Origin of the sequence: Treponema vincentii, from assembly GCF_018336815.1 — a bacterium.
Lineage (GTDB): Bacteria > Spirochaetota > Spirochaetia > Treponematales > Treponemataceae > Treponema.
This window is the reverse complement of the sequence record NZ_CP050497.1, coordinates 1,585,796-1,608,873: the sequence shown is the minus strand read 5'-3', so window position 1 is coordinate 1,608,873 and position 23,078 is coordinate 1,585,796. Positions and strand designations below refer to the sequence as shown.

Sequence of the window (23,078 nt, the reverse complement as noted above, 5' to 3'; positions counted from 1 at the left end):
CAAAGCGATTTTAATATACTACAATAGAGAACTTGATTATGGCACAGATTATAGACGGCAAAAAATTAGCCGAAGCATTGACCGAAGCGGTAACACAAGAAAACGCCGTATATTGCAAAGAGCATCCGCAGCCCTGCCTCGCGATTGTATCATCGGGAAGCGATCCTGCCTCACAGGTGTATATTAAAACGAAGGTACGGGCGCTGGAAAAAGCGGGTATGCAGAGCAGGATTATTCCATATTCCCAAACAATAAGCGAGCAGGAACTAACAGCGTGCGTACAAACGTTGAATGCCGACGATACGGTTGACGGCATTTTGATTCAACTCCCACTTCCCTACCCGCTGGACAGTAGACGGATACTGGCGCCGCTCGATCCGGCTAAAGACGTCGACGGATTTACACCGGAAAACTTGGGTCGCTTACTTATCGGCAGTCAGGGCTTTATCCCCTGTACACCGCAGGGAATTATGTATGCGCTGCAGCAATACGGCATACCGCTAAGCGGCGCTCATGCGGTTATTGTCGGGCGCTCTGCGATTGTCGGGAAGCCCCTCGCAGCCCTGCTCACTGCGGCGGATGCAACCGTTACACTCTGCCACAGTAAAACGAAAGAGCTTGCCGCACTGACACGGCAGGCTGATATTTTGATTGCGGCTGCGGGACATCCGGCGCTCATTACCGGCAGCATGATAAAAAAAGGCGCCGCAGTTATCGACGTGGGAATTAACCGCGTCCCCGATCCTACTGCACCCAAAGGCAGCAGGCTGACCGGCGATATTGACTTTGAAAGCGCCGCTGAACAAGCCGGCTGGATTACCCCGGTTCCCGGCGGCGTCGGTCCTTTAACCGTAGCAATGGTACTGCGGAACACCCTGCGTGCTGCGCAGCTCCGGCACGGATGCTTGCCGGAAATGGAAACCGGAGCAGGGCTTAACACAGGCCTCGCCTGATGCTAGTTCTCAGCCGCAGCCGGGAGCAAACCGCTCGGCACAAACCCACTGCAGCGCCGGATGCGGAAGTAACGGATAGCGCGGCAGTATTGCCCGACATATTGGTATCTATCCCCGAAGCTGCTGCGCCCACACCCGCCGCCGCAGCAGAAATAACCGTAAAAAAATCGGTGTTCCGCGCCGAGGTGTTTTATATGGACAACGCGCAGGGAGCAAAGGAGACCGTAAAGCGGCAAAAAGAGCAATACCGCGATGCTCGGCATGTAGTACACGCCTTTGTTATCGGTGAAACCGGCTCGATACTCGGCTGCAGCGATGACGGAGAGCCGGCAGGCACAGCGGGACAGCCGGTTCTTGCCGTCTTAAAAGGAAGCGGAATTACCAATATCCTTGTAACCGTTACCCGCTGGTTCGGCGGTACCCTATTGGGAACCGGCGGCTTGGTAAAAGCGTATTCTACTGCGGCAAAAGAGGCACTCGCTAAAGTACACACAGAGCCGCTTATTCAAAAAGCGGAGTTTACTTGTGAATGCAGCTATGAGGATCACAATCCGCTGCTCCGTGCCGCCGCACAGCTGCCGATCAGCTTTGCACAAACGGAATTTGCACAAACCGTTCGGCTGAGCGGCTCAATTCCGCTTGAATATTGTACCGAGTTTGCTCAGCTCGTTACGGAAATCACCAAGGGCGCTTCCACGGTGCAATTTTCAGAATAGAAAACCTCTAAGAACGGAAGGTCATCTCTAAGAACGGATATATTTCAAAAGGAGAAAATCATGTTTAACAGCATCAGCGGGACGTTGACCGGTAAAACGGCAGAATCCATCTACATAGAAACACACGGCATTGAATGGGAAGTTTTTGTATCCGCCCTGAGTGCAGACCGATTCGGAGCTGCAGGGAACACGGTACGGGTCTATACATGGCTCTATCATCGGGAAGATCAGATGAGGCTTTTCGGCTTTTTAACACCGGCTGAGCGGAGCCTTTTTTTGGATTTAACAAAGGTTGACGGAATTGGCCCGAAACAAGCGCTGAAAATTCTTTCCGGTCTGGACGGCGCAGCGCTGGAAGCGGCTCTTGAGGCAGGAGACGTCGCGCGGCTGCAAAGTATCCCCGGTATCGGAAAGAAAACAGCGCAAAAGATGGTGCTTGCTCTAAAAGGTCAGCTTACCGGATTGCACGATACGGGGCGGGCGGAAACGGCAAAAAAATCGGAATTTGAAGATATTATCACAGCTCTTATCAATATGGGATATGATCGGAAGCGTACCGCGGAAACGGTAGAGTCGGTTGCGCAATCCATGCGCGCAAAAGGTGCCGATCCTGCTGCAAAAGAAGAGGAACTGTTCCGTACTGCAATTGTCAATTTGAGTTCAACATAGATAGTGCAGATACAATTAAAAAGAACGATCCCGATAAAGCAAAACGAATGATATAAAAGTATTTCCACTTGAAAGACAGACGCCGAACCATATATTATAAGAAATCTCTAAAAAATCGGATTGAATAATGATGGAAGAAAAAACGGAAGCATCGGCGGCGTTTTCGCGGACGCGAGCGGATCACGCAATAGAAATACTGGAAGATTATACGGAAGCTATCGCCAAAATCAGTAACGAAAACGGGAAATGCCGCGTTATGGATCTTGCACGATATTTCGGCGTAAGCCATGTGTCGGTCATTCAGGTGCTGCAACGGTTAAAAGCTAATCATTTGATTGAAAGCGGTACCCATAAACCGATATGTCTTACCGAAGAAGGCCGCGCATTGGCACGCGAATGTGCGGCTCGGTACGATGTTGTGCTTCAATTTTTGTTAAAACTCGGCGTAAGCGAAAAAAATGCCCTCCTCGATTCCGAAGGATTGGAGCACCATATCAGTTCCGAAACTTTGGAATGTATGAAGAGATTTATAGGAAACCTCTAAAATAGAGGCCTTATCAAAATCAGTCAAATGGTTGTTGATAAATTCTTGTGAGAGTCTTGACAAAATATCGTAGTATGTACTACATTTATGGTGAAAAATAAGTAGGTAATACTACATAAAAACAGACATTTAATGTAGTATTGACTACTAAAAAATAAAATTTTGTTTTGGAATAATTTTTCCAAAGGGAGCTTGTATGAAAAATCATACACAATGGGCAACAATTATGTTCATAGCGCTAACGTTTATTATCGGTGCAACCGGTATGATGGGATGTTCAAAAAAGAATAATGCGGTTGCAGATAAAGCGAATACAGAACGCCCCAAACGGGTGGTAACGACATTCACTATTTTGCAGGATATGTCGCAGAATATTGCGGGCGATAAGCTTTTGGTAGAATCGATTACCAAGCCGGGGGCGGAAATTCACGAATATGAGCCAACCCCACTCGATATTGTTAAGGCTCAGTCTGCTGATTTGGTTCTGCGCAATGGTTTGGGGCTTGAACGCTGGTTTGAAAAATTCATGGGCAATGTAAAAGATGTACCGAGCGTTACGCTTAGCGATGGGATTGAGCCGATGGGTATTGGGGAAGGACCGTACAACGGGATGCCGAACCCGCATTCGTGGATGTCGCCGAAAAATGCACTCATCTATGTGGAAAATATCCGGAAAGCCTTTGTGAGTTTAGACCCTGCAAATGCGGAGACCTATAATGCCAATGCAGCTGCGTACAGCGAAAGCATCAAAAAGATCGATACGTTCTTGACTGAAAAGCTTTCCGAAATTCCCGAATCGCAGCGATGGCTGGTAACCTGTGAGGGGGCTTTTTCTTATCTGATCCGCGACTGTAATATGAAAGAATTATACCTGTGGCCGGTCAACGCCGACGAGGAAGGCAGCCCGCAGCAAATTCAAAAGGTGGTCGACACGATCCGACTGCATCACATTCCGGTTGCCTTTTCCGAAAGTACCATCAGCAATAAGCCACAGTTACAAGTCTGTAAGGAAACCGGAGCCTATTATGGCGGTGTTCTGTATGTCGACTCTTTAACGTATGAAGACGGCGATGCCCCGACTTACTTAAAAATGCTTGAATACAATGCGAATGCAATTGTGAAGGGATTTGAGGATAGCCGCCGTTGAACATGTACATCCATGTACATGTTCAACGATGAGTTTTTGCAAAGCAAAAACTCACTCCTGTATGGAACCACCGCCATCCATGGCGGTACTGAATGCGCGTTCCGTGCACGAATTGAATAACTGAGCCGAGAAGGAGAGACGTATGGTGATACATTCGCTGCGGCATGCGGCTTATAGTAATAATGGAAGTAACAATATAAATGACAAAGGGGATTCCGTTGAACTGGCAGTAAAGGATGTCAGTGTAGCGTACAATAACGGACATGTTGCCCTCTACGATGCGTCGTTCACCTTGCAAAAAGGAACAATTACCGCATTGGTCGGTGTAAACGGCAGCGGTAAATCAACCCTTTTTAAGACAATCATGGGCTTTATTAAACCGATGAGCGGCTCCGTAACCATTTGCGGAAAATCGATCCGTTCGGCGCAGAAGCAGCATCTGCTTGCGTATGTGCCGCAGTCGGAAGACGTGGACTGGTCGTTTCCGGTGAGTGTGTGGGATGTGGTGATGATGGGACGGTATGGCTACATGAATTTTCTCCGCATTCCAAGCAAGCAAGATAAGGAAAGAGCTGAGCGTAGTTTGGAACGCGTGCAGATGCTCGATTTTAAGGATAGGCAGATCGGCGAACTTTCCGGCGGACAAAAAAAGCGGGTGTTCCTTGCACGGGCGCTTGCGCAGCAGGGAAAAATCATCTTGCTCGATGAGCCGTTTACCGGAGTCGATGTTAAAACGGAAACAGCGATTATCGAGCTGCTGCGTGAGCTGAAAAACGAAGGGCATCTGATCTTTGTTTCCACACACGATTTAGGTTCCATCCCTGAGTTTTGCGATCATGTTGTAATCATCAATCGGACAGTGATTGCCTCCGGTGCGACGGAAACAACCTTTACCGCTGAAAATTTGATTAAAGCATTCGGCGGGGCACTGCGGACTATTAAGATTGATCATACCGATAATCCGGAAGATACTGCTCATGAAATAAGAGTATTTACCGATGACGAGGGGGCTTTGATTACCAAGCAGGAGGGTAGACCGTATCTCAAGGGCATAAGAAATGTTGTTGAGTAGTGGCGGTTTTGAAGAGAAAGGCAGCCCCATTATTCTGCGGGGTGTTAAAAAAAATAGTCTGATGCGTTTGCCTTGATGGAGTGATATGTTATTGATTCCTTTTCAGTATGAGTACATGGTGAAAGCGATTTTGGTGAGCGGAGGTGTCGGCGGGGTGTGTGCCTTGCTGTCGTGTTTTGTTGTGCTGAAAGGCTGGTCGCTTTTGGGAGATGCGCTGTCCCATGCGGTGGTGCCGGGAGTTGCGGTTGCTTATATTATCGGTATTCCGTTTTCTGTCGGTGCCTTTATCAGCGGGATGCTCGCTGCGCTCATTATGGGCTTTGTTAAAAAGAACACACGGATACGCGAGGATGCGGTCATAGGCATTGTCTATACCACGTTTTTTGCGCTCGGTGTGCTGCTGATCTCGCTGTATCCAAGCAATATCAGCCTGACGACCATCATTATGGGAAATATCCTCGGTATTGCCGACCGGGACATTGTGCAAACGCTCATTATTGCGGGTGTGAGCCTTATCATCATTTTGCTGAAATGGAAGGATTTGCGGCTTTTTTCGTTTGATCCGTCGCACGCCCGCTCGATAGGGCTGAATACCAATACGCTTTACCTGTTGCTGCTCACCCTGCTTGCCGTTACGGCGATTGCGGCGCTGCAAACGGTGGGCAGTGTGCTGGTTGTAGCAATGCTGGTAACACCGGGAGCTGCCGCATATCTGCTCACAGATAGATTTCCGATAATGATGGGGCTTGCAGCAGTAATCGGGACACTCACCGCTTCTGCAGGAGCCTATATCAGCTATTATCTAAACGGCTCGGCAGGCGGGTGTATTGTTGCGCTGCAATTCTTTTTATTTTTGACCATTTTGTTCTTTGCGCCGCATCACGGCATCATCTCCGCGCGGCGGACGGCAGCACGTTCGATGAAAGCCTTTTTTGCACAAAAGAATGAGGTTTATACCACAGGGCATTTCTAAAAACTCGGTTAGATTTGCTTCGCGTCCTTCGGAATAGAGATTGGAGCCGAGAGGCGGAACCCCGAAAAGCCTGATTTTTGCGAAGCAAAAAGCCGCTCAAAAGAATATAAAAAACAAAACTGAGGAGAGGTCTATGTGGTTAATGTCGGTTCTAGAGCCGTTTACGTATGGATTTATGATAAAGGCGCTCGTAATAGCGGCGTTGGTTGGGGGTGTTTGCGCCCTTATTTCGTGTTATCTGATCTTAAAGGGCTGGTCGCTGATGGGGGATGCGATTTCTCATGCGGTACTGCCGGGGATTGTAGGGGCGTATCTTTTGCATATTCCGCTTGGGGTTGGGGCGTTTGCGGCGGGGCTATTGAATGCGGCTGCGACGGGGTGGATAAAAGACCGGAGCCGTATCCATGAAGATTCGGTGATGGGGGTGGTTTTTACGGGGCTGATGGCAGTCGGGCTGATTTTGGTTACAAAGGTGAGTTCGAATATTCACTTTATGCATATTTTGTTCGGGAGTCTTTTGGGAATCGAACAAGGCGATATGATACAGGCGATTGTGTGTTCGGTGGTGACGCTGGTTGTGGCGCTTATGAAACGGAAGGATATTCTGCTGTACTTGTTTGATAAAAACCATGCGCAGGCGGTGGGCTTGAATGTGCAGGCTATTCATTACCTGTTCCTTTCGCTGACGGCGCTGACCATTGTTGCATCGCTGCAGGCGGCGGGGATTTTGCTGACGGTTGCGATGCTGATTATTCCCGGCTGTATCGCCTACCTTTTGACGGACAGACTGAACCGGATGCTTCTTATTTCCGCCTGCTCCGCGGTGATGAGTTCCTTAATTGGTACTTATGTGAGTTATTACCTGAACGGAGCAACCGGCGCCTGTATCATTTTAACGGAGTCGTTCTTTTTTGCCTGCGCGATGGTGTTTGCGCCTAAATACGGTATGCTGGCGCACCGCCGGGCAACGCGGAAAGCCCGTTTAGGACTCGCTTAGTGCTTCAAAAAGCGCAAAGGAAAATCGATATCACTCCATTCTTCTTCGGTCATTACGGTTATCCCATTCCTCATGAGCAAATCTGCCGTTTTCCCGTTTCCTGCAGTGAGTATTCCGGAAAAAGTCCCATCATACACCAAACCTTTTCCGCATGAAGGGGAACGGGCTTTAAGCAGTGCATCTTTACAACCATACTGCTGTGCTATTTCTAAAACTACAGCAGCACCTTTTTCAAATGCTTCGGTTACGTCATCGCCGTCAGTGTTGATGACTTTTCCTGCTTTCATTTCTGCTGCCGAACGCGGTGTCGGTAAGCCTCCAAGCTGCTCCGGACAGACAGGTATTGCTTTTCCTTCTTTTACAAGCTGCTGCACGGCAGGAGTTATTGCTTTCTTTCCGTCATACCTACAGGGGAATCCTGCAAGACAGGCGCTTACAATGATCATACGCGGAATACTCCTCTTCGCGGGTGTATCATAATTCCGGCATTTTCAGCGCTTCCGATAATGCCGGAAGCGCTGTTTGAACTACCCTTCCTGCGGTTCCGTGGAGACGGCAGGAAGTAAGGTGATGGTTGTTGCCGGAATCGCCGGTCTGTCGGTTTGAATGCTTATCGTAAGTGCGTTTCCGTCAGTATCGACGACCGCGATAGTGCCGGGGGTAAAGTCCCCTGTGATGATTTTGACGGCGAGGACATCTTCTATTTCGGTTTGCAACAGCCTGCGCATCGGACGGGCGCCGAGCAAGGGATCATAGCCGTGCTTTATACAATAGGCGCGGGCATTATCAGTGATTCTAAGCTGTAACTGTTTTGCAGCGAGGCGGCCGGTCAATTTAGAAAGCTCTAACTCGAAAATAGCTTCTATTTCTTTTTCCGAAAGCGGAGTAAAGACAATCAGCGAATCGAGCCGGTTTAAAAACTCCGGACTGAAGATTTTTTTTGCCTCCAGTTCGGCGGACTTCTTCATACTTTGATAGTCGATGGTGCGGTTTTCTACCCGTGCAAAGCCGAGCGGCTCGTCCATCAAATTTCGCGTGCCGACATTGCCGGTAAGGATGATCACCGTATTCCGAAAGCTCACCGTATGGCCGAGGCTGTCCCGCAGTTCACCTTCTTCCAGCACCTGCAGCAACAGGTTAAAGACATCGGGGTGCGCTTTTTCAATTTCATCAAACAGGATAACGGAATACGGATTCCGTCTGATTTTTTCCGTCAGCATTCCGCCGTTTTCAAAACCGATATAGCCCGGAGGCGCTCCGACCAAGCGTGCAACGGCATGTTTTTCCATATAGTCGCTCATATCGACCCTAATAAGGGATTCCGCAGAGCCGAAGAGGAATTCGGCAAGCGCTTTTGCCAGCAGCGTCTTCCCTACCCCCGTCGGTCCTAAAAAGAGGAACGAGCCGATAGGGCGGTCAGCCGAGGCAATTCCTGCGCGGGAACGGCGCAGCGCATTTGCGATAATACCGATTGCCTCATCCTGTCCGATAATAGTTTTATGCAGCTCTTTTTCGGTTTCGGCAAGGCGCTTTGCCTCGTCGGAGCCGACACTCTTGAGCGGAATATCCGTCATCAAAGAGACGGTTTCGGCAATGTCGGCAGGGTCTACTTCAAGCATTGTTTCGTTTTCTTGGTTCAACCACCGCATTTTGATTTTTTCCAGCTGAACTTTTAAGAGCTTTACTTCGTCGCGCACGACAGCTGCCCGTTCATAATCCTGTACTGCAACCAAGTCCTTCTTTTCGCCGGCAAGCTCCGCAATCCGCTGTTCGATGGTCGTGATATTTTGCGGCAGCTCGGTAGTATCCATTTTCTTCAAAGCGCCGGCCTCATCCATCACATCAATCGCCTTATCGGGGAAAAAACGGTCGGGGATGTAGCGGGAAGAAAGCTCTACAATCTTTTTAATCGTTTCGTCGGAATAATGAACATGATGATGCTGCTCGTATTTTGATTTAAGCCCCCCAAGAATCGCGCAGGTTTCTTCTTTGGTCGGCTCCTTAATCAGCACGGACTGAAAGCGCCGCTCAAGAGCGGAATCTTTTTCAAAATACTTGCGGTATTCGTCAAGCGTCGTTGCACCGATGCACTGTATTTCCCCGCGGGCAAGCGCCGGCTTTAAGATATTGGCCGCATCGAGCGCTCCCTGAGAGCCGCCGGTACCGATGAGGGTATGCAGCTCGTCGATAAACAGAATGATATTTTTAGCCTCGCTGACTTCTTTGATGATGCGCTTGATGCGTTCCTCAAACTGTCCGCGGTACTTGGTGCCGGCAATGACGGAGGCAAGGTCGAGCGATATAACCCGTTTCCCGAACAGCGACCGAGGCACCTGTTCATTCACAATAGCCGCCGCGAGTCCTTCGACAATCGAAGTCTTTCCGACACCGGGTTCTCCTATTAAAACGGGATTATTCTTGCTGCGGCGGGATAAAATCTGCATCACGCGGCGCATCTCCCGCTCCCTGCCGATAACGGGATCAAGAAGCCCTTGGCGAGTTATCTGTGTAAGATCCCTACTGAATTCGGATAATGCGCTATGTTTCTTTTTTTCCTGCTGCTGTTTATCGCGCCGCGTATCCGTACCGTTCAACTTTTTCATGGTTTGCTGTACGTCATCCAGAAAAATTCCCTGCTGTAAAAAGAAATGCGCAAGGATACTCTCCTGTATCTGAGCAAAGGCCAGAATAAGGTGCTCCGTCCCTGCTGCTTCCTGCTGCATAATCCGGGCTTGAGCGGCGGCGGTATCGACAAGCTGTTTTACCCTATTTGACGAAGGAATTTCTCCCCTCACCGGCTCGCCTTCCCGTATCGGGGTACTTTGCTCCAATCGCAGTTGCAGCGTCAAAAAATTGACATGGAGATTCTCCAATAAGCGATATCCGCGCCCCAGCTTTTTTGTGATGAGCGCAAGCAGTATATGTTCCGGTTCTACCGTGTCGGCATTGACCCGCCGAGCTTCTTGCTGGCTAAAAACCGTCAATAATTCATAAAGATTCTGTGAAAGAGTATGCATAGTTGTCTCCCGTTTCTACAGTCTGCTTTTTGCGGAGTTTTGTATCCGCAGTTCAGCCCGTTTTAAGATCTCCTGTACTAAAATTGCGCGGATACGCTCAATACGGAGTTCATCCAGCTGAAAGGGTTCTTCAAGATGAAACGTACCGTTCAGCATCAAAAAGGCAATATGGGCGGTCTGAGTTTGATACAGAAGCGCAAGACAGGCTTCCTGACTTAAACCTTCGATAAAGCCGAGATTGATACCGAGTTTTATCTTGAACACAATATCTATCGTATCTTTTACATCGAGTAAATAGGCATTTTTCGCAATACTGAACGCCTTAATGACCTCATCTTGGATACGCCATAATTGCGTTTTTACCAACGAATCCCGCAACTCCCGCTCTTCATTGATAAGTTCCCGAATCGCAGACGTTATCATACTGATTTGTGCCTCATCGGTATAGCCTGCAGCGCTTTTCGTAGAAATGAGGTACAGATATCCCAGTAGTCGTTTGGTATTCTGCGCATAATAAGCGTGTACTTCAAAATTTTGCTTGGTCAGCGCCTCTATCCTTTCCTGTATCTTATTATTCAGTGAGTGTCCGGGGAGCGAACACAGTACCGAGCATTTAATCCCGCTGCCGATATTCATCACATCGGAAGATAAATATCCGAAATCCTGCACTGCACTGAATTCCAGCGTTTCAGCCAATGTATCGATGATATTCTTTCCCAGCGTAAAGCATTTTTGAAGTTCAAAACCCGCATAAAAGGCAGAAAGTCTGATATGGTCTTTGACATTCACCGTTGCCGAAAGGATACCGTCGTCACGAACAATGACGCCCGTACCGAACTTCTGCTCCAAATTGGCAGGAATGATATTCCGCTCTTCAAAAATCTTTTTTGCTATTGCGTCCAAGGTATCAAGCCTAATGGGATGAAAGCCGTCGGAAGGCGGCAGGTCGTAGAATGCGGATACTACAGTCCGGTATACCGTTTCCGCATCTTCTTTTCCGAGTGTCGGAGGAAAGCGGTAGTTCTTTAAATTCCGTACAATACGTACCCGCGAAGAAAGAACCGTATCGCTGTCGTTTCCGGAATAGGTATACCATGCATTCGAAGAGGCAACCATACTAGGACGATACCTCCTGCTCTCTTATCTTATCGCGGAGATAGGCCGCCAGTTCATATTCTTCGTTTTCTACCGCCTTTTGCAGTTCCTCTTCAAGATGCTGTAATGAAGCCGCCGAATCCGAAAACGTTTCCGTTTTTAAAGGCAGGTTCCCTGCGTAAAAGACCTCTCCGGACGTTTCTTGCATAAGTTCTAATACGGTATCACGGAAATAAAAAAAACAGCGGGGACAGCCGAGTATCTTCTTTTCTTTGACACGACTCAGCGGCATTCCACAATCGGGACACGCCAGAGGATGAACACTGTCACTTGCTCCTTCCGAAGCATCCAATGCGGATACAAGCCCGTCAAAAATAGCTTTAAGTGAAAGATGCATTTCCTTGTTATCAGAGTAAAGATGATGCTTTTTAGCACAAGTTCTGCAAATATACAGTTCTTTTGCCTTTCCGTCTATAATTTGCCGCACGAGCATAGCGGCGCTATGCTTTCCACATATCTGACATATCATGCTGCACTCCTCAAGGTTAGACCTATTCGATAACTGCGTTTTCGAATAGGTCGACGAGTTCTAAATCGCACAAATAGCACGATTTAGAACATCGCATTTCAAGGTAACCTGTTCAGAAACGGAAGTTTCCGAACAGGTTTGTTATATTATTTCCTTGCATATATTGATAGAAGCATACAGGCAATGATTGATAAAATCAAGGAGTCGGCAGTATTAAGGTTTTAATTTGGCACTATGCTGAGGGCTTTTCGTTTATTTCGCGGGAGGCGGTATGCCGTTGGCGCTTGCGGACAAAGGTTGCGTGAGACATCCCAAGACTTTCCGCCGCAAGCCGCACATTGCCGTAGGTTTTATAGGCAAAGTCGATGTATTCCGCTTCTATATCCGCGAGTGCGGCCTTGAGGTCGTGAACGCTTTCAGGCTGTTTTACCGGTATGTACAAGGGCTCCGCCTGCTGTTTACAGGGAGTAATAAACGTATTCATTGCCGTAATTTCGTCGCTATCGGTAACGATAACCGCCCGTTCTACAATATTCCGCAGCTCGCGGATATTTCCGGGCCACTCGTAGCCAACCATCAGCCGGAGCGCCGCATCTGAAAAGTATTTACGGAACGCATATTTCCGGTTGAGCTGTTCAAGGAAAAGCTCCGCTAGCGGGATAATGTCGTTGCGGCGTTCACGAAGCGGCGGAATATGCAGCGGGAATACCATCATCCGGTAATACAGGTCTTTTCGGAATTTCTTTTTCTTAACCATTTCTTCCAAATTACGGTTTGTCGCCGCAATGACACGTATGTCTACCGGAATCGGTTTTGTGCCGCCGATACGTTTTACCTCATGCTCCTGTAAAACCCTCAACAGCTTTACCTGCATATTCAGCGGCAGCTCGCCGATTTCATCGAGGAAGATTGTCCCTTGGTCGGCAACCTCGAAAAGCCCCGCTTTGCCGTTCTTATCAGCGCCGGTAAAAGCTCCCCGCTCATAACCGAACAGCTCACTTTCTATCAAATTTGCCGGAATAGCGCCGCAGTTTACGCTGATAAACGATTTTTTATTGCGGCGGCTTTGGCTGTGGACATATTGGGCAAACACCTCTTTACCGACGCCTGTTTCGCCGCTAATCATCACCGTTGTATCAAGCGGGGCAACCTTATCCGCCATACGGATAATCGAAAGCGTTACCTTATCGGCGGCAATAAAATCGGTTTTATCGAGAAATTGAGTTCTGATATGCTCCAATTCTTTATGCAGGCGTAACCGTTCCTCATTTCGGGATTCGATTTCTTCCCTCAGATGATGAATTTCGGTCATATCCCGAACGTTAGTAATGACCATTTCGATTTTATTGTCGAGACCGAATACAGGCGTACTGGTGATCAATGCTTGACGTCCCGTGCTAAACTTTTGCCGGAGCGTTACCGGCTTGCCTGTTCTGATAGCAATTAAAGACCCCGACTGAGAGATAGTCCCGCCCTCTTCAAGCTCTTTCATATTACAGCCGATTACATCGGCACGAGAAATACCGGTAATTACTTCATAAGCTTTATTTGCCCGCAATGTATTAGCTTCACCATCAGTGATATAAATACCGTCAAACATATCTTCAATGATGGAATCAAGCTGTTTTTCCGCATCCAAACGAACGGGGCAAGAATCTTTTCGCGAACATTTATACTCAGACATTATGCAGCTCTCCCTATAACTATTTTTATGATTTTAACGGAGTTATTTTAATATGCCGGATGAGTTCCCCTTCCATGTCATATACTTGGAACATATATTCACCGATTTGAGCTTCGCATCCGACCGTCGGCTTTTTTCCAATCGCCTGTAAATAATTGAACAGATACCCTGCAACGGTGTGCCCATAGGATTCGTCAAAATCGGCATCAAGCCGTTTATTAACCTCTTTCATACTGATACCGCCGTTTACAATATAGTCGCCGCCGGTTTCATGATTGTGTACTTCAGGATCGTTGAAATATTTACGGACGGCAAAAAGAATTGCGATAGCGATAACACCGAGCAAAGAACTCTGCATACTGCTGTGATCCATAATGAGTGCGCGAGCAATCGTATATAAAAGCACCTCGATAGCGCTTCCCGGCGTATGCTTTGTAAGCATCTTTACAAACTCGATACCGATAACCAGCTCAAATACCGTCGAAAGGAATTCCGCAAATGACGGAACATCCGTACCGGCAAACGTACTGATGATAAAGCCTTTCAGCTGTACAAGAACCCGAATACAGAGGAGCAAAATCCCAACAATAACTACCAGTGCAAGCAAAATTTCCGTGTAGCTTGCCATAAGTCCCAAATACCGTCTGAGATTTTGTTTGTTTAATGCCGCTTTTAACTTATTCATTATCGAATATTATACACTGAAATCCTCAAAAGAAAAGCGTTAATTTTAAAAAAACACCGAATGATACGAGGGTTTAATACCCCGATGCTTGCGTCGGGGTTGTTGATTTCGATAGGAAAGCGCTAAAATTTGCGCTTTTTATCATTTTACGCTATACTTGCCGTATGAGAGAGTTTATAAGCCGCGCACTGCAGAAACTACCGCGCATGAACGATTCGCAACTCCGCTCTTTTATCCAATTAATCGTCGATGACTACGCACTCTTTGACGCGATGATGGATTCGCTCACAAACGGCGTCATCATTTTGGATTCCGACCATACGATCATAAAGACCAACCGTGCAGCTTCACGTATCCTCGGTATTCCGCTTTCGGAAAGTCCCGACCGGCCGCTGTGGACGTCTATTTCCGATACCAAGCTGGCGGATTTTATCTGTATGGTAATACAAAACGAAGAAGCTAGAAGCGCTGAAGAATTCGTTATCGCTGCCGACGAAGGAAATCAGTATATTGAGCTTTCGGTGCTGCCGCTCGTAAAAGAAAAACGGGTGCGCGGTACGATTATTACCGTTGAGGACATTACGCAGCGAAAGCGCGAGGAAATCAATAATCGGCGGCTTGAAAACCTTGCGAGCCTTACCAACCTTGCGGCAGCGGTTGCGCACGAAATAAAAAATCCGCTTGCGGCAATCAGTATCCACGTCCAACTGCTGCGGAAAAACTTTAAAGCATGCAATCTGGAGATTAATACCAAAGCGCAAAAACACCTCGATGTGGTAGAAGAAGAAATCGAGCGGCTAAATAAGATTGTGGTGGATTTTCTGTTTGCCGTCCGTCCGCTCGAATGCGAATTTGCACCGGTCAACATCAATGAACTTATCAAAAATCTTTTTGCAACGTTTCAGGATGAGTTTTCCGCAGCAGGCATTGTATTCGTTTCCCAACTCGATAGCGACTTGCCGGTTATTCAAGCGGACGAACGTTTTTTACGCCAAGCGCTGATGAATATCCTGACGAATGCAAAAGCCGCGATGATGCCCGCAGGCGGAGAACTTGGCATCACCACACGGTATGACGAAGAAAACGTATATATCGCCATTACCGATACGGGAAAAGGCATTCCGCCCGACATACTGCATAAAATTTTTGAGCCGTATTTTACGACAAAACCGGACGGCAGCGGGCTTGGGCTTACGATGACGTATAAGGTGATTAAAGAGCACGGCGGGGATATTCAGGTACATTCGGATATCGGCAAAGGCACCCGCTTCACATTTATTTTACCCATTACCCGCAGCGAAAAACCGCTTTTGCTTGAGGCACACACCGTACAAAGCACCGACAGTACACGCAGCACAGGAGTATAAGGCATGAAGTTTAAAATTTTAGTTATCGATGACGAAAAAAATATCCGCGAAGGACTCCAGATGGCGCTTGAGGACGAAGGGTACGAGGTACTGACTGCGGAAGACGGAACTGACGGCCTGCAAAAAGCGCTTTCTGAGGTGGTAGACCTCGTTATCACCGACTTGCGGATGCCGGGCGTCGGCGGACAGGAAATTCTCCGCAGGGTAACTTCGGAAACGCCGGGCGTGCCGGTTATTGTGCTGACAGGGCACGGCACCGTCGAAACCGCCGTCGAAGCGATGCGTATGGGGGCGTATGACTTTTTAACCAAGCCGCTCGACCTTGACCGACTTTCCCTGCTGGTAAAACGCGCTCTCCAGAACCGCGAACTGGTATTGCAGCACCGTGAACTTGTCGAACAGGTGCAGTCGAATAAAACATTCGAGCATATCATCGGTAAAAGCGCTGCGATGGAGCACGTGTTTGAGATGATTAGGAAGGTAGCGCCCTCCCGCGCATCCGTGCTTATCACCGGCGAAAGCGGTGTGGGGAAAGAGCTTATTGCAAGCGCAATCCACAACCTTTCCCCGCGAAAAAACAACAGCTATATCAAGGTGCACTGCGCCGCGCTTGCGGAAAGCTTACTGGAAAGCGAACTGTTCGGGCACGAAAAGGGTGCATATACCGGCGCGGTCAGCCAAAAGCGGGGACGCTTTGAGCTCGCTGACGGCGGCACGATCTTTTTGGATGAAATCGGAGAAATCAATCAGAGTTTGCAGATAAAAATACTGCGCGTATTGCAGGAAAAACAGTTCGAGCGGGTGGGCGGCGAAAAGTCAATCACGGTAGATACTCGTCTTATTACGGCAACCAACCGCGATCTTGAAAAGGAAGTCGCCGCCGGTACATTCCGCAGCGATCTATATTACCGCCTGAATGTCGTCCACATCCACGTGCCGCCGCTTCGGGAACGGAAAGAGGATATTCCGCTGTTGATTGCCGCTTTTATCAAGGAATTTACGGAAGAAAACGCAAAACAGATTACCGCCATTGAGCCGAAAGCCCGCGCGGCGCTCTACGCCTACGACTGGCCCGGTAATATTCGGCAGCTGCGGAATTGTCTGGAAAGCGCCGTCGTGATGAGTTCTGACAATACCATTCGCCTATCCGATTTACCCGAACCGGTACGCGAAGCGGAGCAAACGTCTTCCATCCGCATCCAAATCGGCACTCCCCTCGCCGAAGCGGAACGGCACATCATCATGGAAACCCTCGCAGCTTATAACGGGAATAAATCGAAAACCGCCGATATACTCGGCATCGGGCGCAAAACCTTGCATAGAAAACTCGATGAATTTGCGGCACATGCTACTGATGCCACCGATTCTAGTGCGGAGTAAAACGGGTCGCACGGGGGTAAACCAACAGGCAGTATTAAAAAAAAGCTTTGTTACAGGTTTACGCCGACGACAAATCGGAAAACTCCCGGCCGTAAAAACGTTCGAACCGGATGCATATACTCTCCACCAATCTCCACCGATCTGTTTAATGCCACAAGGCAGTTTACATAGAGGGTATCCAAATAGAGAAAGCCACCGGTATGCGCTTTTGTAGCAAAATTCCCTGTCAGTATCCATGCATAGCCGGTATGAAAGGATATACGGTTTATAAACAGCGGTAAGAAAGAGATGCCGTTTTGCACGTCATAGCTGAAAAATGTAAGATCGCAGACGCCTGATATTCCTCCCGACACTTTACCGGTTCCAAGCGAAGCAAGTTTCTGCCGCATTGCATTGGTATTATATGCCGCAAAAGAGGGAAAATAATTGGTTTCCGTAACAGGGTAATGAGCAGCGATATGCGAATATGTTCCGTTTAAAGGATTAAACCGTGCATTGAATCCAAGATAACCGCTTAAAGTAAAGCGAAGCGGTACTACAGGGATATAGCCGTCAAACGATGCCTGAAAAACGGCAGCATTGGCTTTTTGTTCAACGCAGTATGCATGAGCAAGAGAGCTTGATATGGTGACGCCCTGTAAATCCTTTGCAAAAAAAGGAGAGCGTATTATGCGGGAACTGCGGACATTTCGGTAATAAAGCTGCCCTTCATGTGCAAGTACCGTATACTTGTATGGAAGCGGATAGTAGGTTTTACCGATATCGGATAGAGGCGCTATCCATGCTGCTGTTGCCATATAAGAGAGTTTAAACATTTCCCATGAATAGGAAAGCGGAATAACGCTGCTTGCACCGACGCCAAATCCGGTTTTACGGTAGGTAAACGTCTTTGTATCAAGTTGATCAAAGACATTCATATTTAACGAAATAGGCTTAAAGTGATAGGCTGCATCGGCTTTTATTTGTGTAAAAAAGGGCTTTAGCAGAAATAGCAATGAAGAATTAACTTCGATTGTCTCCGTAGGATCAAGCATAGCCAGTTTTATCCCGATACCGTATCCTCCGTAACGCCGTATATCGGCAGGAATATTGGCTGTCGGCCGTACCTTTGCCCGCCACAGCCATGTGAGCGGCTGATACCTGCTCGGATTGAGAAGCTCAAGATGAGGAAGCTTGGTCGATGCCGGTATATCCGGCTGAACAGTCATAGCGGTCGGCTGGATAGTTTTTACCGTAAGCTCCGCTTCCTTGATAGTATATAAACGGTGATAGGTACCGTGCTGCCCTACGTAAATGATGGAATGATTGCCGACCTCATTCGAGGGCTGCTGTTTTTCCGGCAGTAGAATAGGAAAGAACACACCGCCGGAAATATCGGTTTGCTGTGTTTTTACGGTGCCGCTTTTAGGGTAATAAAGGCCGAGCCGATAGAGCATATTCATCTCAGCCCAAGAGAAAGCAAGGACATACTCATTACCGCTTTTTACCGATTGTAAGTAGCGGATTGCATACGGGATGTCTTGTTCGGACAATGATGATAGCATGCCTGTTTCGGTATCGATACGTAAAATAGTACGTTTTACCCCATTTGCTGCAATAAGGGCAACCTGCCCTTCTCCGATATAACAGGGGCTATATAATGAGGCAAAGGATTGGCCGGGACCGGCCGTATATAAAACTTTTTTAACTTCCTGTGTAGTGCGGTCAATCAACACTGCAGAAAACGATTGATTTTTTAACATTATTGAACAGAGTGTCTGATTGTCAACAAAACACGCCGCCATACTTGATAGTATCGGTTTACCGATAAACCGACGTTTTTTCATATCAAAAATACGTGAGCGTTTTTGCCATGTCTTACTACTTGTTTCAACAGAATCCGAGACAGCAAGAAGGGAGCCGTCCTCCGAAAAAGACAGTTGATTTAACGAAAAATCCGCCGTAAAAAGCTTAATAGGGGCGGAGACTTCAATGGTATTATCTGCATTATCGATGTTTACGTGCGTAAAATATACTGCTTGATTGTCAAAATCATAATAGGCAAAACCGTCATGGGAAGCTGCAAGAGCGCTATATCCCGATTTTTTTGTCTGAGGGGCAAAGGGAACCGGTTCATTCAGTTTTTCCGGCATCGGAATAGTATTGATAAATTGATTCCATGCGGCGCTTACTTCTTTATCATAAATAGACTTAAATTTTCCCGGTATAAAAAGTCTCCATCCCAGTTTCCACAGTTTTGAATATGTCTCCATGCCATACAGTTTTTGCAAATAGTCGGCAAAATAACCGCCATAGATATACGGCCATAATCCGGTTGGATACATATCCCGTGCACTTGCAGCTTCCGTCCACGTTGGAGTTGTACCATCGATTTTATTCTGAATTAAATACTGCCGAATCAACGGATCATTCAAACGACCTTGTCCATGCAAACTTTCAAATGAAACAGCCGCTCCTTCTACAAAAGACATCGGTAAAATATTTAAAAGAGAAAAAGGAACGTCAAGCGTAAGGGCGTGAGTAAGTTCATGGTAAAAAACTTGCAAGAGTGTGTCGGGCAAATTACCGAGTGTTCCATCCGTACTACCGGCATCATAGATAACAATACGGCGATGCGGTCTTCGTGTAAAATATCCGTTGAGTTCTTCCGTATCGGATACAAGATACACCGGTATGCGCCCTTTGATTTTTTGCTGTAGAGCAGCACATATCTCATCGGCATAACCATCGGCATATTCTGTCAGCAGCGCTGCAGAAGGAGCCGATACTTCCTTATAGATAATTTCAAAATACTTGGTTTTGACAGACTGAAGCTGTTCTGTAAACGCCGGAGCTGTTACAGAAATGAAAAAACAGAATATTACTAATAATTTCGATATATTTTTTCTATACTGATTCACGGTTAATCCTCAAAAGTTAATCTTCAAGTTCAGAATAAAATCGATCAATGAGCTGTTGTTCACAGTCGGCATATTGTTCATTGATAAAGAGGTGCAAGTAGGTGTTTTTTAACTGAAGCCAACTCTCTGCTTCTTTTTCAGGAATAATCGGATAAAAGAACACGATATTACTTTGCGCTGCCTGTAAATCTCCGGGAGCATCACCGATTTTTAATATACATCCGTCTTTATATCCGCCGGTCTGTTTCAATGAGGCAAGCACTTGCTTTTTACTGCCGTTTTCTTGCGTAAAAATACCGTTCACAAATTTTGTTAAACCGGCTTGCTCCCATTCGGCAGTAACCGCCGCATTATTGGCAGAACTGACAACAGCTATATCGGCAACGGCATAAATGGTTTCGATACTTTCGTAAACATAGGGGAATGGAATTCGATCTTCCAGCGGTATTGAAGCAATAGTCTTATTTACATTAATCGACCATTGTTCTGCGAGTGCAAAAATAGGATGACCGATAGTTTGATATGCCTGCCTGATGCCTTCGTTTGACAACTGTCCGCCCGAATTGAGAAAGTGTTCATAGGCTTCCAATCCGTCAACGGGAACAAAATGCTTATCGATATACCGACATACCTCAAAAAAGCCCTTGAAGCGATTTATTGCCCGCTTTTTGCTGAACAGGTTTACCTTATTCCAATAGTGCAGAATCGGTTCCGCATGATCCTGCAAATTAAATATTTTTACCAGCTCCGGCCCGAAAGCACGGTAGTGCTTGAGGTTCATTGTATCCATAGCACAGCCGTCGCTGTCGATACAGACTAAAAAGTCTTTTTTCCGTTGAAAATCCATTCCCACCCCTTTTATGTTAGGACGCCGCTCATCCATCACCTTGTTATCTTTAGCAACGCAGCGCCCTGTTGTATATCTTATGGCGCCTTTTTTAAGAAAGCATCTTTAAAGCCTAATTTTTGAAAGGTTTCCAAGGCTGCGCCTCGTTCATCTTTTTTCAGCGGTCCGATATAGACCTTGTAAAAGACATCTTTCGCTGTAGAAGATTTTTCTATAGCAACGGGATACCGTTTACCGTACATTTGTACAAAGCTTTCCACATTCAGAATATCCTTAAACCGTCCGACTTGTACATAAAATGATCCCTTTGTCAAAACATTCGCAGTATAGAGTTCTTCTGCAGGCTGCGTAACAACCGGTTCAACAGGTACTGCCGGTTTTTCAGGTTCTTTCGGAACAGGGATGTATTCTCTCACCGGTTCGCGCGGCTCCGATGGCACCAGCATAACATGATTTTCTGTCATCAACTCATTTTCAGTAGTGTTATTTTCCAACTCTTTCTCTACCGCAGTTTCTTGAGCGACAACAACCTCCGGTTCGTCTTGCAATTCCTCCGTTTCTTCTGCCTGTTCTTCAGTCGGCTCAACAGCAAGAAGCTCCGGTTCAGCTACCGGCTCTTCCTCGTCTTTTTCAGGTTTCGCTTCATCGACAATTACCGGTTCCGGTTCAATTGGCGTTGACACTTCCGGTACCGGTGACAGAAACTCATTTAACTCCGACGCAGTTTCCGGAGCAGCTATTTCTGCAACTTGTAGTACCGGTTTTGTATATTCTCCGGAAGATTCGCTTCCCTCTTGCATCGGCGGTTCTTGCATGGGAGGGGCATCCGGCACCGGTTTTTCAGCCTCTGCAGAATATTCGGATGATGCAGAAAACACTGCAGGTTCGGGTACCTCGGAAACGGCAGCAGGAGCCGGTACAATTTCCGGTTCCGGTAAAACGGGTTCCGATACTTCGGCTATCGGAGCCACCGGTTCCTCCGGTACGGGTTCAGGCTGTACAGGTTCTTCAACTTCGGCTATCGGAGACATCGGTTCTTCCGGAATTGGTTCAGGTTGAGCAGGTTCTTCAACTTCAGCTATCGGTGATATCGGTTCTTCCGTTTCGGTTTGCACCGGTTCCTCTGCTGGGATAGATTGAGAATTCTCTTTTGCCGGTTTTGCAGGGGTCGCCGTTGGAACAGGTTGTTTTTCTTCAACTTTACCTAACAGTACCGGATCGGCGCCTTCCTCGGCTACAAGCGGCGGTACTGATACTCGCACACGCGCGATGCTTCCCTCTTTGATTGATAAAGCTTTTGCCACATCGGGTGACACTTTTACCAGTAATCCGTCAGATCCCATATCGCCAATAACCACGGCGCGTGATGTGGTATTTTGTTCCAAATTGGTAATTTCGATAAGCGTATACTTAGGGAATAAATCGCTGGAGGCAAAGAGCCCTGAAGGAAAATCTTCCTGTGATCCCACAGCCGCATTACCTTCCCATATTGCCCACATCAGTGCAGCGCTTAGTATCAACATACTCAGGACAGTTATTGTTTTTTTGATCATCTGTATCCCCTTTTTACCCTATAAAGTTTCCAACATACTTGTACCGATAGCTTGACCGGCGCTTTTTATTTTCCGCCTTAATTCAATTTCCGGTATTGTTTTCGGGTCGATCTTCTCTTCAAAAATGATATTTTGAGAGGAAAAAATCGATGAACTTCCATTCGAGGTTCTTCCATTCAATGACCGGTCTTTGTCTATTTACAGTATCGCCAAAAGCTTGCTGATATTCGCAATACAGCGCAACTAAATAGTCAATCGATGAATCGAAGCGTTTGAGCAGAGAAGCATTATCCTTGTACCGTTCATAGTTTTCTACTATATATTCGCTACTGGTTGCTATCATCCCTTGATCAAAACAGAAGTCAAAAAGCTCGGTTTCAAGCGCTGCCGTAAGCTCGTCTGCTCCGGTCGGTGCATCGGAATTATAGATACAAGCAAAACCGATTGTTTTCGCATATACCGCACCATACAGCATAGTGCAGCATAAAAGCACTATCGGTATCCGCTTTTTCATAGTATATTCTCCGTAATCAATATCGGCAAAATAAAAAAAGGATAAAGGATAAACGAGACAGGGTAAACGCATCAGGCCGCTTTTTTAATATCCCCGCGAAAAAATTGAGACTATTCGACCAGAACTGCCAAGGATGGCATCGCTAAAAAATGTACATCCTTGTACATTTTTTAGCTTCGAGTTTTTCTGATGAAAAACTCGATACTGTTTGGAACCACTGACTTCCTATCAGTGCAGCGATGTTTTGGTGTACGCACCAAAACTCGCCTTCAACTGTTGTACACGGATGTACAACAGTTGAAGATGGTTCAAATGGTCTCACAGTCTCAATTTTTTCGCGATTTATATCTAGGGCACCTCTAAAAACTCGGTTAGATTTGCTTCGCATCCTTCGGAATAGAGGTGCCCGTCGAGTTTTTAATAAGTCTATAAATAT

The 23,078-nt window shown here is 47.1% G+C and carries 20 protein-coding genes; 10 read left to right on the top strand and 10 right to left on the bottom strand.

Annotated elements, in window-relative coordinates:
- Positions 1-38: 38 nt before the first annotated feature.
- From GWP40_RS07215 to GWP40_RS07180, 8 genes are all read left to right on the top strand, one after another.
- Positions 39-953, top strand: a complete 915-nt coding sequence (locus GWP40_RS07215) for a bifunctional 5,10-methylenetetrahydrofolate dehydrogenase/5,10-methenyltetrahydrofolate cyclohydrolase (RefSeq protein ID WP_212564781.1) — start codon at positions 39-41, stop codon at positions 951-953.
- On the top strand, positions 953-1,669 hold the full coding sequence (locus tag GWP40_RS07210) for an IMPACT family protein (protein ID WP_212564780.1): 717 nt from the start codon (positions 953-955) through the stop codon (positions 1,667-1,669). The genes GWP40_RS07215 and GWP40_RS07210 overlap by 1 nt, the downstream gene beginning before the upstream one ends.
- A 60-nt stretch (positions 1,670-1,729) precedes the next feature.
- A complete protein-coding gene (gene ruvA / locus GWP40_RS07205; protein ID WP_212564779.1) occupies positions 1,730-2,338 on the top strand; it encodes a Holliday junction branch migration protein RuvA in 609 nt (202 codons plus the stop codon).
- A 127-nt stretch (positions 2,339-2,465) separates the two neighbouring features.
- A complete protein-coding gene (locus GWP40_RS07200) occupies positions 2,466-2,882 on the top strand; it encodes an iron dependent repressor, metal binding and dimerization domain protein (protein ID WP_212564778.1) in 417 nt (138 codons plus the stop codon).
- Positions 2,883-3,078: 196 nt separating this feature from the next.
- On the top strand, positions 3,079-4,029 hold the full coding sequence (locus GWP40_RS07195; protein ID WP_330997224.1) for a metal ABC transporter substrate-binding protein: 951 nt from the start codon (positions 3,079-3,081) through the stop codon (positions 4,027-4,029).
- Between the two features lie 142 nt (positions 4,030-4,171).
- Positions 4,172-5,101, top strand: a complete 930-nt coding sequence (locus GWP40_RS07190) for a metal ABC transporter ATP-binding protein (protein ID WP_212564777.1) — start codon at positions 4,172-4,174, stop codon at positions 5,099-5,101.
- An 85-nt stretch (positions 5,102-5,186) separates the two neighbouring features.
- Positions 5,187-6,074, top strand: a complete 888-nt coding sequence (locus GWP40_RS07185; protein WP_212564776.1) for a metal ABC transporter permease — start codon at positions 5,187-5,189, stop codon at positions 6,072-6,074.
- A 133-nt stretch (positions 6,075-6,207) separates the two neighbouring features.
- On the top strand, positions 6,208-7,071 hold the full coding sequence (locus GWP40_RS07180) for a metal ABC transporter permease (RefSeq protein WP_212564775.1): 864 nt from the start codon (positions 6,208-6,210) through the stop codon (positions 7,069-7,071).
- Here GWP40_RS07180 and GWP40_RS07175 read toward each other — a convergent pair.
- The 6 genes from GWP40_RS07175 to GWP40_RS07150 all read right to left on the bottom strand — a co-directional run bounded on the left by GWP40_RS07175 (position 7,068) and on the right by GWP40_RS07150 (position 14,081).
- Positions 7,068-7,517, bottom strand: a complete 450-nt coding sequence (locus GWP40_RS07175) for a 2-thiouracil desulfurase family protein (RefSeq protein ID WP_212564774.1) — start codon at positions 7,515-7,517, stop codon at positions 7,068-7,070. The two genes, GWP40_RS07180 and GWP40_RS07175, sit on opposite strands and share 4 nt — an antisense overlap.
- 81 nt (positions 7,518-7,598) lie before the next feature.
- Positions 7,599-10,088 carry an ATP-dependent Clp protease ATP-binding subunit gene (locus GWP40_RS07170; RefSeq protein ID WP_212564773.1) on the bottom strand — a complete coding sequence of 830 codons (2,490 nt, stop codon included), beginning with the start codon at positions 10,086-10,088 and terminating at the stop codon, positions 7,599-7,601.
- A 15-nt stretch (positions 10,089-10,103) separates the two neighbouring features.
- Complete coding sequence (locus GWP40_RS07165) at positions 10,104-11,204, bottom strand: ATP--guanido phosphotransferase (RefSeq protein WP_212564772.1); 1,101 nt, start codon at positions 11,202-11,204, stop codon at positions 10,104-10,106.
- A 1-nt stretch (position 11,205) separates the two neighbouring features.
- Complete coding sequence (locus GWP40_RS07160) at positions 11,206-11,712, bottom strand: UvrB/UvrC motif-containing protein (protein ID WP_212564771.1); 507 nt, start codon at positions 11,710-11,712, stop codon at positions 11,206-11,208.
- A gap of 232 nt (positions 11,713-11,944) precedes the next feature.
- Positions 11,945-13,396, bottom strand: coding sequence for a sigma-54 interaction domain-containing protein (locus tag GWP40_RS07155; RefSeq protein WP_212564770.1), 1,452 nt, complete (start codon positions 13,394-13,396; stop codon positions 11,945-11,947).
- A 25-nt stretch (positions 13,397-13,421) separates the two neighbouring features.
- On the bottom strand, positions 13,422-14,081 hold the full coding sequence (locus GWP40_RS07150; RefSeq protein ID WP_212564769.1) for a transporter associated domain-containing protein: 660 nt from the start codon (positions 14,079-14,081) through the stop codon (positions 13,422-13,424).
- Positions 14,082-14,245: 164 nt separating this feature from the next.
- Between GWP40_RS07150 and GWP40_RS07145 the strand changes: the two genes are divergently transcribed.
- Complete coding sequence (locus GWP40_RS07145) at positions 14,246-15,448, top strand: two-component system sensor histidine kinase NtrB (protein WP_230974322.1); 1,203 nt, start codon at positions 14,246-14,248, stop codon at positions 15,446-15,448.
- Between the two features lie 3 nt (positions 15,449-15,451).
- The gene (locus tag GWP40_RS07140; RefSeq protein WP_212564768.1) at positions 15,452-16,828 is read left to right on the top strand and encodes a sigma-54-dependent transcriptional regulator; all 1,377 of its coding nucleotides are present in this window, start codon (positions 15,452-15,454) and stop codon (positions 16,826-16,828) included.
- A gap of 50 nt (positions 16,829-16,878) precedes the next feature.
- Here the strand turns inward: GWP40_RS07140 and GWP40_RS07135 are convergent, their stop codons facing one another.
- From GWP40_RS07135 to GWP40_RS07120, 4 genes are all read right to left on the bottom strand, one after another.
- Positions 16,879-19,728: a hypothetical protein gene (locus tag GWP40_RS07135; protein ID WP_212564767.1), complete on the bottom strand. Its 2,850-nt coding sequence runs from the start codon at positions 19,726-19,728 to the stop codon at positions 16,879-16,881.
- A gap of 16 nt (positions 19,729-19,744) precedes the next feature.
- On the bottom strand, positions 19,745-20,575 hold the full coding sequence (locus tag GWP40_RS07130) for an HAD family hydrolase (protein ID WP_016523891.1): 831 nt from the start codon (positions 20,573-20,575) through the stop codon (positions 19,745-19,747).
- A gap of 77 nt (positions 20,576-20,652) precedes the next feature.
- Positions 20,653-22,128, bottom strand: a complete 1,476-nt coding sequence (locus tag GWP40_RS07125) for an SPOR domain-containing protein (RefSeq protein WP_212564766.1) — start codon at positions 22,126-22,128, stop codon at positions 20,653-20,655.
- A gap of 118 nt (positions 22,129-22,246) precedes the next feature.
- Complete coding sequence (locus tag GWP40_RS07120; protein ID WP_230974321.1) at positions 22,247-22,642, bottom strand: hypothetical protein; 396 nt, start codon at positions 22,640-22,642, stop codon at positions 22,247-22,249.
- Between the last annotated feature and the right edge of the window lie 436 nt (positions 22,643-23,078).